13 protein-coding genes are annotated in these 11,808 nt (G+C 61.3%); 10 read left to right on the top strand and 3 right to left on the bottom strand.

The annotated features are described in order from the left end of the window. The first annotated feature begins 63 nt into the window (after window positions 1–63). The 9 genes from mdcA (at window position 64) to madM (ending at window position 7,321) form a co-directional block, all read left to right on the top strand. The gene (gene mdcA, locus BLQ41_RS06850; protein ID WP_090178660.1) at window positions 64–1,734 is read left to right on the top strand and encodes a malonate decarboxylase subunit alpha; all 1,671 of its coding nucleotides are present in this window, start codon (window positions 64–66) and stop codon (window positions 1,732–1,734) included. Then, the gene (locus BLQ41_RS06855) at window positions 1,734–2,609 is read left to right on the top strand and encodes a triphosphoribosyl-dephospho-CoA synthase (RefSeq protein ID WP_090178663.1); all 876 of its coding nucleotides are present in this window, start codon (window positions 1,734–1,736) and stop codon (window positions 2,607–2,609) included. The genes mdcA and BLQ41_RS06855 overlap by 1 nt, the downstream gene beginning before the upstream one ends. Then, complete coding sequence (locus BLQ41_RS06860; protein ID WP_090178666.1) at window positions 2,609–2,908, top strand: malonate decarboxylase subunit delta; 300 nt, start codon at window positions 2,609–2,611, stop codon at window positions 2,906–2,908. Before BLQ41_RS06855 ends, BLQ41_RS06860 begins: the two co-directional genes overlap by 1 nt. Next, window positions 2,901–3,752 carry a biotin-independent malonate decarboxylase subunit beta gene (locus tag BLQ41_RS06865; RefSeq protein ID WP_090178668.1) on the top strand — a complete coding sequence of 284 codons (852 nt, stop codon included), beginning with the start codon at window positions 2,901–2,903 and terminating at the stop codon, window positions 3,750–3,752. Before BLQ41_RS06860 ends, BLQ41_RS06865 begins: the two co-directional genes overlap by 8 nt. Next, complete coding sequence (mdcE, locus tag BLQ41_RS06870; protein WP_090178671.1) at window positions 3,749–4,552, top strand: biotin-independent malonate decarboxylase subunit gamma; 804 nt, start codon at window positions 3,749–3,751, stop codon at window positions 4,550–4,552. The genes BLQ41_RS06865 and mdcE overlap by 4 nt, the downstream gene beginning before the upstream one ends. Further along, entirely contained in the window at window positions 4,546–5,166 is a 621-nt protein-coding gene (locus BLQ41_RS06875) for a malonate decarboxylase holo-ACP synthase (protein ID WP_090178674.1), read from the top strand. The genes mdcE and BLQ41_RS06875 overlap by 7 nt, the downstream gene beginning before the upstream one ends. Beyond that, window positions 5,163–6,074 (top strand): malonate decarboxylase subunit epsilon, encoded by a 912-nt coding sequence (gene mdcH / locus BLQ41_RS06880; RefSeq protein ID WP_090178677.1) that lies wholly within the window; start codon window positions 5,163–5,165, stop codon window positions 6,072–6,074. The genes BLQ41_RS06875 and mdcH overlap by 4 nt, the downstream gene beginning before the upstream one ends. Window positions 6,075–6,138: 64 nt before the next feature. Next, on the top strand, window positions 6,139–6,555 hold the full coding sequence (gene madL, locus BLQ41_RS06885) for a malonate transporter subunit MadL (RefSeq protein ID WP_090178680.1): 417 nt from the start codon (window positions 6,139–6,141) through the stop codon (window positions 6,553–6,555). Between the two features lies 1 nt (window position 6,556). Further along, a complete protein-coding gene (gene madM / locus BLQ41_RS06890) occupies window positions 6,557–7,321 on the top strand; it encodes a malonate transporter subunit MadM (protein WP_090178682.1) in 765 nt (254 codons plus the stop codon). A gap of 141 nt (window positions 7,322–7,462) precedes the next feature. Here madM and BLQ41_RS06895 read toward each other — a convergent pair whose 3' ends face one another. After that, window positions 7,463–8,377 (bottom strand): LysR family transcriptional regulator, encoded by a 915-nt coding sequence (locus BLQ41_RS06895; protein WP_090178685.1) that lies wholly within the window; start codon window positions 8,375–8,377, stop codon window positions 7,463–7,465. 236 nt (window positions 8,378–8,613) lie between these two features. Here BLQ41_RS06895 and trhA point away from each other — a divergent pair, with 236 nt between their 5' ends. Then, entirely contained in the window at window positions 8,614–9,231 is a 618-nt protein-coding gene (trhA, locus tag BLQ41_RS06900; protein WP_090178688.1) for a PAQR family membrane homeostasis protein TrhA, read from the top strand. Window positions 9,232–9,336: 105 nt separating this feature from the next. Here trhA and BLQ41_RS06905 read toward each other — a convergent pair whose 3' ends face one another. Together BLQ41_RS06905 and BLQ41_RS06910 are read right to left on the bottom strand one after the other, a co-directional pair. Beyond that, window positions 9,337–10,056: a 16S rRNA (uracil(1498)-N(3))-methyltransferase gene (locus BLQ41_RS06905; RefSeq protein WP_090178690.1), complete on the bottom strand. Its 720-nt coding sequence runs from the start codon at window positions 10,054–10,056 to the stop codon at window positions 9,337–9,339. Window positions 10,057–10,182: 126 nt separating this feature from the next. Continuing rightward, the gene (locus BLQ41_RS06910) at window positions 10,183–11,589 is read right to left on the bottom strand and encodes an adenosylmethionine--8-amino-7-oxononanoate transaminase (protein WP_090178693.1); all 1,407 of its coding nucleotides are present in this window, start codon (window positions 11,587–11,589) and stop codon (window positions 10,183–10,185) included. Window positions 11,590–11,808: the final 219 nt, after the last annotated feature.

Below are 11,808 nucleotides of genomic sequence, written 5' to 3' on the forward strand. Positions count from 1 at the left end.
ATTGATGCCGCCGACCCAACGCTCCTAAGGTGACACCCACGACAGCGAACCCGTGGAGTGGTCATGACAACAACAATATCCCCCGACTCGCGATGGACGCGGCGGCGCAGCGAAAAGCAGCGGCGTCTGGCGCTCGTGCGAGATCTGGCCGACGGTGTGGTGCTGCCCACCGACAAAATCGTCGCCGCGCTGGAGGCTTTGATTCTGCCCGGCGACCGTGTGGTGCTGGAGGGCAATAACCAGAAGCAGGCGGATTTCCTGTCCCGCTCCCTGGTCAAGGCCGATCCGGCCAAGCTGCATGACCTGCACATGATCATGCCCAGCGTCGGTCGCTCCGAGCACCTGGACCTGTTCGAACGCGGCATTGCCCGCAAGCTCGACTTCTCCTTTGCCGGCACCCAGAGCCTGCGCATCAGTCAGCTGCTGGAAGACGGCCTGCTGGAAATCGGCGCGATCCACACGTACATCGAACTCTATGCGCGACTGGTGGTGGACCTGATCCCCAACGTCGTGCTTTCGGCCGGTTTCATGGCCGACCGCGCCGGCAACATCTACACCGGCCCCAGCACCGAAGACACCCCCGCATTGATTGAACCGGCGGCCTTCAGCGACGGCATCGTCATCGTTCAGGTCAACCAATTGGTGGACGATGTCAGCGACCTGCCTCGCGTCGACATCCCCGCGTCCTGGGTCGATTTCGTGGTGGTGGCCGACAAGCCGTTCTACATCGAGCCGCTGTTCACCCGCGACCCGCGTCACATCAAGCCTGTGCACGTGTTGATGGCGATGATGGCGATCCGTGGGATCTACGAAAAACACAACGTCCAGTCGCTGAACCATGGCATCGGCTTCAACACCGCCGCCATCGAACTGATCCTGCCGACCTACGGTGAATCCCTGGGCCTCAAAGGCAAGATCTGCCGCAACTGGACCCTCAATCCGCACCCGACCCTGATCCCGGCCATCGAAAGCGGCTGGGTCGAAAGCGTGCATTGCTTCGGTACCGAACTGGGGATGGAAAACTACATCGCGGCGCGGCCGGATGTGTTCTTCACCGGGCGCGACGGCTCGCTGCGGTCCAACCGGATGTTCAGCCAGCTCGCGGGGCAATACGCGGTGGACCTGTTCATCGGTGCGACCCTGCAAGTCGATGGCGATGGCCATTCCTCCACCGTGACACGCGGGCGCCTGGCCGGTTTCGGCGGTGCGCCGAACATGGGCCACGACCCGCGCGGTCGCCGTCACGGCACGCCGGCCTGGCTCGACATGCGCCACACCGACGTGGCCGAGCCGATGCTCGAACGCGGTAAAAAACTCGTGGTGCAAATGGTCGAGACCTTCCAGGAGGGCGGCAAACCGACCTTCGTCGAAACCCTCGATGCCATCGACGTGGCGAAAAAAAGCGGTATGCCGCTGGCGCCGATCATGGTCTACGGCGATGACGTCACTCACCTGCTGACCGAAGAAGGCATCGCCTACCTGTACAAGGCGCGTTCGCTGGAAGAGCGCCAAGCGATGATCGCTGCGGTCGCCGGTGTGACGGTCATCGGTCTGCGCCATAACCCCAAAGACACCGCCCGCATGCGCCGCGAAGGCCTGATCGCCTTGCCCGAAGACCTCGGCATCCGCCGCACTGACGCCACCCGCGAACTGCTCGCGGCCAAGAGTGTGGCCGATCTGGTCGAGTGGTCCGGTGGCCTCTACAACCCGCCCGCCAAGTTCAGGAGCTGGTAATGCACGCATTCAACCTGCAACCGAAAACCCTCACCCTGGCTGAACGGCTGGCGGACATGGCCGTGGATGCGCTGATTGACGAAGCGGACCTGTCGCCGAAACCGGCGCTGGTCGACCGTCGCGGCAATGGCGCGCATACCGATTTGCACCTGGGGCTGATGCACGCCTCGGCGCTGTCCTTGTGGCCGGCGTTCAAGGAAATGGCCGAAGCGGCCATCGCGTTTGGCGAAGTCGGTCTGCCACTGCGCGAAGCGATTGGGCAGATCGGTCGTGAAGGGGAGCAAGAGATGCTCGCCACCACCCATGATGTGAACACTCATCGCGGAGCAATCTGGGCGTTGGGTCTTTTGGTCACTGGCGCCGCGCTGGAACCTCAATCCAGTGGCGCGAGTGCGGTCGCTTTGCGCGCCGCACGCCTGGCCTTGCTCGACGACCGTTACGCGCCACGTCCTTTGAGCCACGGTGCCCAAGTCGCCCAACGTTACGGTGCACGCGGTGCCCGTGAAGAAGCACAGCTGGGTTTCCCCGCCGTGATTCAACGCGCACTGCCCCAACTCAAACGCAGCCGCGCGGCCGGCCACGGCGAACAGAACGCCCGGCTCGATGCCTTGCTGGCGATCATGACCCAACTGGCCGACACCTGCGTGCTCTACCGCGCTGGCGAACAAGGCCTGCACACCATGCAGCTCGGAGCTCAAGCCGTGCTCGACGCAGGCGGCAGTGCCAGCCTCGCCGGTCGCCGCCGTTTGCATGAGCTGGACCAACAATTAATCGCATTGAATGCCTCGCCCGGCGGCGCTGCCGACTTGCTCGCAGCCTGCCTGTTCGTCGACCGTATCGAGTCCTGCGACGGCGTCATCCAGGGAGCTTTTTGATGGAAACCTTATCCTTTGAATTTCCTGCCGGTCAGCCATCACGGGGCCGCACGCTGGTGGGCTGTGTCGGCTCGGGCGATCTGGAAGTGATGATCGAACCGGGTCAGGCCGGCACACTGACGATCAAGGTGCAGACCTCGGTCAATGGCGCCGAACAACGCTGGCAGCATTTGTTTACGCGGATGTTCGAAGGCCAGACACCGCCGGCGATGGCCATCGATATCCACGATTTCGGCGCGACCCCGGGCGTGGTGCGTTTGCGTCTGGAGCAAGGCTTCGAGGAGATCAGCCATGACTGACAATGCCGAACTCCTCCACAAACACAGCTTCGTCGAACTCGGTGCCCGACAACGGGCCAGGGCCTTGCTCGACGCCGGCACCTACCGCGAGTTGCTCGACCCGTTTCAACGGGTCATGTCGCCGTGGCTGTCGCGTCAGGGCGTGGTGCCGCAGGCCGATGACGGCGTGGTGATCGCCAAGGGCAGCATCGATGGTTTGCCAGTGGTCATCGCCGCCATTGAAGGCGCGTTCCAGGGCGGCAGCCTCGGCGAAGTCGGCGGGGCGAAGATGGCCGGCGCCTTGGAACTGGCCGCCGAAGACAACCGCAACGGCATCCCGACCCGCGCCGTGTTGCTGCTGGAAACCGGTGGTGTGCGCTTGCAGGAAGCCAATCTCGGGCTGGCAGCGATTGCCGATATTCATGCGGCGATTGTCGATCTGCGCCAGTACCAACCGGTGGTTGGCGTGGTGGCCGGCAGCGTCGGCTGCTTTGGCGGGATGTCGATTGCTGCCGGGCTGTGCAGCTATTTGCTGGTGACCCAGGAAGCGCGGCTGGGCCTGAACGGTCCGCAAGTGATCGAACAGGAAGCAGGGCTTGAGGAATACGACTCCCGGGATCGGCCTTTCATCTGGAGCCTGACCGGTGGCGAGCAACGTTTCGCCAGCGGTTTGGTGGATGGTTTTGTCGCCGACGATGTGGCGCAGGTTCAGCAACAGGTCAGCCAATTGCTCAAGCGCGGTTTGCCAGTGCAGCAGCGCAGTCGCCAGGCCGAGTTGTACCTGCAACGGCTGGCCCGTCTGGACGCCGCACCGCAAATCGAGCCGTCAGTGGTTCGCGATCTGTATCAAGGAGAGCGCTCATGAGCACGTATTCCCTGAGAGGCCTGAACTGGTTTAACGCCTTGAGTGCGGGTGCGAAACCAGTGGAGGGTTTACCGGCTTCATTGAAGGTGGCTGACGGTGTTTTGGGTGACCAGCCTGTTCGCTTCATCGCCGTGGTGGCTGATCCTGACAACCGGTTCGTCCGTGCGCGCAATGGCGAGGTCGGGCTGCTGGAAGGCTGGGGGTTGGCCAAGGCGGTGGATGACGTCATCACTGCTGATGCTGACAAAGCGCACAAACGCGCGTTGATCGCCATCGTCGATGTGCCGAGTCAGGCCTACGGTCGGCGCGAAGAAGCACTCGGCATTCATCAGGCATTGGCCGGTGCGGCGGACAGTTATGCCCGCGCCCGACTGGCCGGCCATGCGGTGATCGGTTTGCTGGTGGGCAAAGCGATGTCCGGCGCGTTTCTGGCGCACGGGTATCAGGCTAATCGGCTGATCGCCCTGCGTGATCCGGGCGTGATGGTGCATGCAATGGGCAAGGCATCGGCGGCGCGGGTGACGTTGCGCAGCGTCGAGGAGCTTGAGGTGTTGGCCGCCAGCGTGCCGCCGATGGCCTATGACATCGACAGCTACGCCACCCTCGGACTGCTGTGGGAAACCTTGTCGGTGGAGCAGATCGAACAACCGACATCGGCAGATCTGGCGCGGGTTTCTGAATGCCTGAGCCTGGCGATTGACGATGTCGCCGCCAACGGTCGCGACTTGAGCAGCCGCTTGGGCGCCACCAATCGCGCGGCGTCGAGCACGGTTCGCCAATTGCTGAGAGCGCAGTGGTGAACACGCTTCTGGCCCACGACCTGCTCTGGGGCATGACCCCGGAGCAGCTGCCTGCGCACGCGCCTTCATGGGTAATCGAATCGCTCGGTGCGGGTCAGCCGGTGGTGGTTCGGCGTGCGTTGAGCGCGCAGGGCCACGTCGCGGTCGGGGTGCGTGGGCGGTTGCGTGAACAGCGCCATGCAACGGTGATGTCGGTCGATGTGATTTCCCGCTGCGTGAAACCGGAACAGCTTTGTCACGTCTCGATTGATCGGGATTTGCCAGCCGTACGCGCCCTCCATCAACTGCGGCCGCTGCTCGATGGCTGTGGTTTGGTGTGGGGCGTCAGTGGCAGCGCCGGGTTTGAGTTGGCCAGTGGTGTTCAGGCCTTGCACGAGGGCAGTGATCTGGACTTGATCCTGCGCACGCCGCAACCCCTGGAGCGTTCTCACGCGCAGGAATTGCTGAAGCTGCTCGAGGCAGCTGTGTGCCCGGTGGACATGCAGTTGCAGACGCCTTTCGGTGCCGTCGCGCTGCGTGAATGGGCCGGTTCTGCCCTCCGTGTATTGCTTAAAAATGCCAGCGAAGCCTGTCTGGTAATTGACCCGTGGATCCCGCAGGAGCAAGCAGCGTGAGCAGTTTGCTGGTGTTCCCGGGCCAAGGCGCACAGCAGCCGGGCATGCTCCACGGTTTGCCTCGCGAAACGCTGATCGAGGCGAGCGAGGTGCTGGGCGAGGATGCGTTGCTGCTGGATTCTGCCGAAGCGTTGAAGTCGACACGGGCGGTTCAGCTTTGCCTGTTGATTGCCGGTGTCGCGGCTTCACGTCAGCTATCGATGGCGCCGGACTACGTCGCGGGATTGTCCATCGGCGCCTATCCGGCGGCGGTGGTGGCGGGGGCCTTGAGCTTCAGCGATGCGCTACTGCTGGTCCGTCTGCGCGGCGAATTGATGCAGCAAGCTTATCCACAGGGTTACGGCATGACCGCGATCATCGGCCTGGATCTGGCGACTGTGGAAGGTTTACTGGCGCAGGTTCACAGTGTCGACAGGCCGGTGTATCTGGCCAATATCAACGCCGATAACCAAGTGGTCATTGCCGGCAGCGATGGGGCGATGGCAGCCGTCGCGCAGTTGGCGAAAAGTCACGGTGCAGGCCTGGCTAAGCGCCTTGCCGTGAGTGTGCCGTCGCACTGCCCTTTGTTGGATGCCCCGGCCAAAACCCTGGCCGAAGCCTTTGCCAACGTGCAGTTGAAAACACCGACATTGGGTTACCTGAGCGGCAGTCGCGCCCGGCCCGTCATCAACATCGACGCCTTGCGCGACGACCTGGCGTTCAACATGTGCCGCGTAGTGGATTGGCGCGGCACGGTGCAAAGCGCCTACGAGCGCGGCGTACGTCTACAGATCGAACTGCCGCCCGGTGCGGTGTTGACCGGGCTGGCGCGCCGGGTGTTCGAGCAGGGCACCGTAATTGCCTTCGATGGTGCTCGCCTGGATACCTTGCAAGCGCTGTTGCGTGAGGAGGGAAGCCGCCAACCTTAAACACCGACTCAGGCCTTCGAACAACAAAAACAACATTCGACGATGCACTTTGAGGACTACAACAATGATTATTTACGGTGTGGCGCTGTTGGCGATCTGTACGCTGGCAGGGGTGATATTGGGCGACCTGCTGGGTGTGTTGCTGGGCGTGAAATCAAACGTCGGTGGCGTCGGGATCGCGATGATCCTGCTGATCTGCGCGCGGTTGTGGATGCAAAAGCGCGGCGGCATGACCAAGGATTGCGAGATGGGCGTCGGTTTCTGGGGCGCGATGTACATTCCAGTGGTGGTCGCGATGGCAGCGCAACAGAACGTCGTCGCTGCCCTGCACGGTGGCCCGGTGGCGGTGCTGGCGGCAATCGGCTCGGTAGTGATTTGCGGCTGCACCATTGCCTTGATCAGCCGGACTCACAAAGGTGAACCTGTGCCCGATGAGCCGGTGGACATCACGCCGGTCGGCACCCCAGTAGGAGGCCGCTGATATGTGGGAACTCATTCAGAAGGGCCTGGTAAATAACAGCCTGATCACTGCGTTTGCCTTTATCGGCGTGATCATGTGGGTGTCGGTGGTGCTGTCCAAGCGCCTGACGTTCGGGCGGATTCACGGTTCGGCGATTGCCATCGTGATTGGACTGATATTGGCCTGGGTCGGCGGCACCATGACCGGCGGGCAAAAAGGCTTGGCGGACCTGTCGCTGTTTTCCGGCATCGGTCTGATGGGCGGCGCCATGCTGCGAGACTTTGCCATCGTTGCGACGGCGTTCGAAGTGCAAGCCACCGAAGCGAAAAAGGCCGGGTTGATCGGTGCGATTGCGCTGTTGCTGGGCACGGTCCTGCCGTTCATTGTCGGGGCGAGCATTGCCTGGGCGTTCGGTTACCGCGATGCGATCAGCATGACCACCATTGGCGCGGGCGCAGTGACTTACATCGTCGGGCCAGTGACCGGTGCGGCGATTGGCGCGAGTTCGGATGTGGTGGCGTTGTCGATTGCCACCGGGTTGATCAAGGCGATTTTCGTGATGGTCGGCACGCCGATGGCGGCGAAATGGATGGGCCTGGATAACCCGCGCTCGGCGATGGTCTTTGGCGGCCTGGCCGGGACGGTAAGTGGCGTGACGGCCGGGTTGGCGGCAACGGATCGTCGGCTGGTGCCTTATGGCGCGTTGACGGCGACGTTCCACACCGGGCTTGGGTGCCTGCTTGGGCCTTCGTTGTTGTACTTCATTGTTCGCGGGATTGTCGGCTGACTGATCGCTGATGACTGATCGTTCCCACGCTCTGCGTGGGAATGCAGCCCGGGACGCTCTGCGTCCCAAAGCGGACGCAGAGCGTCCATTGATTCATTCCCACGCAGAGCGTGGGAACGATCATGCAGGCGACTCGGTTTGTCAGGCTTGCCGATTGGCATACATCCGACACTCCGCCAACAGCGCCAGCAAATTCGGATCGCGCTCCTTGGCCTTCAAGAACACCACGCCGATGTGCTGCTGCAACCGATACTTTTCCTGCAACGGAATCAGCTTCACCCGATTCTCATACACCGCCGCGATCCTGCCTGGCAGCAACGCATAACCGACCCCGGAGCTGACCATGCTCAGCAGGGTGAAGATGTCGTTGACCTGCATCGCCACCTTCGGCTCGACCCCCGCCTGCTTGAACACCCGATTGCCGTCCTGATGCGTGGCAAAACCCTGGGTCAGGGTAATGAAAGTCTCGTCGCGTACCTCGGCCAGGTCGACTTCCGTCCGTTGGGCAAATTTCGAATCCGCCGGCGTGGCGAGGAAAATGTCATCGGAAAACAGCTGGATCTGCTCGCAGTCCGGGTCGTTGACGCTGTCGTCCAGGGACACCAGAATCGCATCGACTTCCATGTTCTTGAGCTTGTACAACAGGTCGAAATTCGAGCCGAGGATCAGGTCGATGTTGAGCTCGCTGCGACGGATCTTCAGGCCCATGATCAGTTGCGGCACGGTTTTCACGGTCAGCGAATACAGCGAGCCAAGCTTGAAGCGTTCTGCGGAGAATCCGGCGGCTTCGCGGGTCAGGCGCACGGTTTCGACCACGTCCTGAATCAGCTTTTGCGCCCGTTCTTCCAGGACATAAGCGCTTTCCAGCGGTGTGAGGTTGCGCCCTTCGTGTTTGAACAGGGGGCAGCGCAGGGCGCTTTCCAGGGAATGGATGGCACGGTGCACGCTGACGTTGCTGGTCTGCAACTCGGCGGCGGCCCGGGCCAGGTTGCCGGTGCGCATGAAGGCCAGGAACACCTCGAGTTTTTTCAGGGTCAACTCTTCGTCAATCAGCATGGGCATCGCTCTTATTCGAATAGCTCGATTGTGCACGCATGCGGCTTCTTGTAGGAGCTGTCGAGTGAAACGAGGCTGCGATCTTTTGACTTTGATTTTTTAGACACAAGATTAAAAGATCGCAGCCTCGTTTCACTCGACAGCTCCTACAGGGATTTGTGTTTGAAACATTGCGCTTTTACGCTCAAGGCTTGAGCCTTGCGCAATGTTGTAGCGAATTAAGAGGTGAGCAACACATGTATCACGGGGAAAGATTGAATGCCTGGACGCATCTGGTCGGGGCGGTGGCGGCGACGATCGGGGTGGTGTGGATGCTGGTGATTGCCAGCATGGACGGCAGCCCGTGGAAGATCGTCAGCGTGGCGATTTACGGGTTTACCTTGATGGTGCTCTACAGCGCCTCGACCGTGTATCACAGCGTGCGCGGACGCAAGAAAGCGATCATGCAGAAGGTCGATCACTTTTCGATCTACCTGCTGATTGCCGGCAGCTACACACCCTTCTGCCTGGTCACCCTGCGCGGGCCGTGGGGCTGGACGTTGTTCGGGATTGTCTGGGGGCTGGCGTTGATTGGCATCCTGCAAGAGATCAAACCGCGCTCGGAAGCACGGATTCTATCGATCGTGATTTACGCAGTGATGGGATGGATCGTGCTGGTGGCGGTCAAGCCGCTCATGGCCGCGCTGGGCACTGCCGGGTTCGCCTGGCTGGCGTCGGGCGGAATCTTGTACACCGTGGGGATTATCTTTTTTGCCCTGGATCATCGCCTGCGGCATGCGCACGGGATCTGGCATTTGTTCGTGATTGCCGGGAGCTTGCTGCACTTTGTGGCGATTCTGTTTTACGTCCTGTGAAGCAAGATCAAGAGATCGCAGCCTCGTTTACTCGACAGCTCCTACAGGTGCACGCATTCCAATGTAGGAGCTGTCGAGTAAAACGAGGCTGCGATCTTTCAATATTTAGAAGTCACCCCAAAGCTGCTGGGCCACAGCAAGCGCAACAACCGGCGCAGTCTCCGTGCGCAACACACGAGGGCCGAGTCGGGCTGCATGAAAACCGGCAGACTGAGCCTGCTCCACTTCAGCATCCGACAACCCACCTTCCGGGCCAATCAGAAACGCCAATGTCGCGGGTTTGGCATGACTCACCAACGGCTCAGCCACTGGATGCAGCACCAATTTCAATTCTGCCTCGGTCTGCTTCAACCAGTCCGCCAGCAGTAGCGGTGGATGAATCACCGGCACTCGTGAACGCCCGCACTGTTCGCAGGCGCTGATTGCCACCTGGCGCCAATGCATCAGGCGTTTGTCGGCGCGTTCGTCCTTGAGCCGGACTTCGCAACGGTCGCTGAAGATCGGGGTGATTTCAGTGACGCCCAGTTCGGTCGCCTTCTGAATCGCCCAGTCCATGCGTTCGCCACGGGACAAGCCCTGGCCAAGATGGATCTGCAAGGGCGACTCGACCTGTCCGGCAAAGCTTTCATCGATCTGCACCACGACGCGCTTCTTGCCGACCTCCACCAGTGTGGCGCGAAACTCGTGGCCCGAGCCGTCGAACAGCTGCAGCGCATCACCCTCGGCCATGCGCAGCACGCGGCTGATGTAATGGGCCTGGGCCTCGGGCAGCTCGTGTTCGCCTGTGCTCAAGGGGGCGTCGATAAAGAAGCGGGACAGTCTCATCGGGAGTCTCTGAAAAGTGTTGAAATCTTGCGGGCAAGCCCGCTCCCACAGTTGACCGCATAACCCTGTGGGAGCGGGCTTGCCCGCGATGACGGTAGTGCAGTCACCGCAGTAGCTTGGGTGAAATCAGCCCGGATCGCGAAAGCCGGGGTGAAAGTCTTTCGGCACCGAAACGCTTACGCTGTTACGGGTTGCGATGTCGATGCCTTCGCTGGCCACTTCGGCCAGAAAGTCGATCTGCTCAGGTGTAATCACGTACGGCGGCAGGAAATACACCACGCTGCCCAATGGACGAAGTAAAGCACCGCGCTCCAGCGCATGCTGGAACACCTTCAAACCGCGACGTTCCTGCCACGGATAAGCTTCTTTCGTTGCTTTGTCCTTGACCATCTCGATGGCCAGCACCATGCCGGTCTGGCGCACTTCCGACACGTTCGGGTGATCGACCAGGTGCGCGGTGGAGGAGGCCATGCGCTGCGCCAGGGCTTTGTTGTTTTCGATGACGTTGTCTTCTTCGAAGATATCCAGTGTCGCCAGGGCGGCCGCGCACGCCAGCGGATTGCCGGTGTAGCTGTGCGAATGCAGGAAGGCGCGCAGGGTCGGGTAGTCGTCGTAGAACGCGCTGTAGACATCGTCGGTCGTCACGCACGCCGCCAGCGGCAGATAACCGCCGGTCAGGGCTTTGGACAGGCAGAGGAAATCGGGACGGATGCCCGCCTGCTCACAGGCGAACATCGTCCCGGTGCGGCCGAAGCCGACGGCGATTTCATCGTGGATCAGGTGCACGCCGTAGCGGTCACAGGCTTCGCGCAGCAGTTTCAGGTACACCGGGTGATACATGCGCATGCCGCCGGCGCCCTGGATCAGCGGCTCGACGATCACCGCGGCGACGGTGTCGTGATGCTCGGCCAGGGTCTGTTCCATGGCGACGAACATGTTGCGCGAGTGTTCTTCCCAGCTCATGCCTTCGGGGCGCAGGTAGCAATCGGGGCTCGGCACCTTGATGGTATCGAGCAGCAGCGCCTTGTAGGTCTCGGTGAACAGCGGCACGTCGCCCACCGACATCGCGGCCATGGTTTCGCCGTGGTAGCTGTTGGTCAGGGTGACGAAGCGCTTCTTGTTCGGCTGGCCGCGGTTGAGCCAGTAGTGAAAGCTCATCTTCAGCGCGACTTCGATGCAGGACGAACCGTTATCGGCGTAGAAGCATCGGGTCAGGCCTTCCGGGGTCATCTTCACCAGGCGCTCGGACAGCTCGATCACTGGCTGATGGCTGAAACCGGCCAGAATCACGTGTTCCAGTTGGTCAACCTGATCCTTGATGCGCTGGTTGATGCGCGGGTTGGCGTGGCCAAACACGTTGACCCACCAGGAGCTGACGGCGTCGAGGTAGCGTTTGCCTTCGAAGTCTTCCAGCCAAACGCCTTCACCGCGCTTGATCGGGATCAGCGGCAGCTGTTCGTGGTCTTTCATCTGGGTGCAGGGATGCCACAACACGGCGAGATCGCGTTGCATCCACTGATTATTCAGGCCCATTTTCAGTCTCCTCGAGGCGGCTCGCGACATGCGCGGGCAAACAATCGCGCAAGCCTATGCAATGCGTCGCCTGGGGACAACCTATTGTGTGGTTTGAACTACTTTGTATAGGGCGATAGACGTCGCTGGCGGCCTTTTGATGGCTAACGTATTCTTCGCGGTTCTGTGAGTCGTCTGGCTCGTAAAACCGCTATTTCCTCGTGTATTTCCGGAGTTCGC

This window comes from Pseudomonas arsenicoxydans (assembly GCF_900103875.1).
GTDB classification, from domain to species: domain Bacteria; phylum Pseudomonadota; class Gammaproteobacteria; order Pseudomonadales; family Pseudomonadaceae; genus Aquipseudomonas; species Aquipseudomonas arsenicoxydans.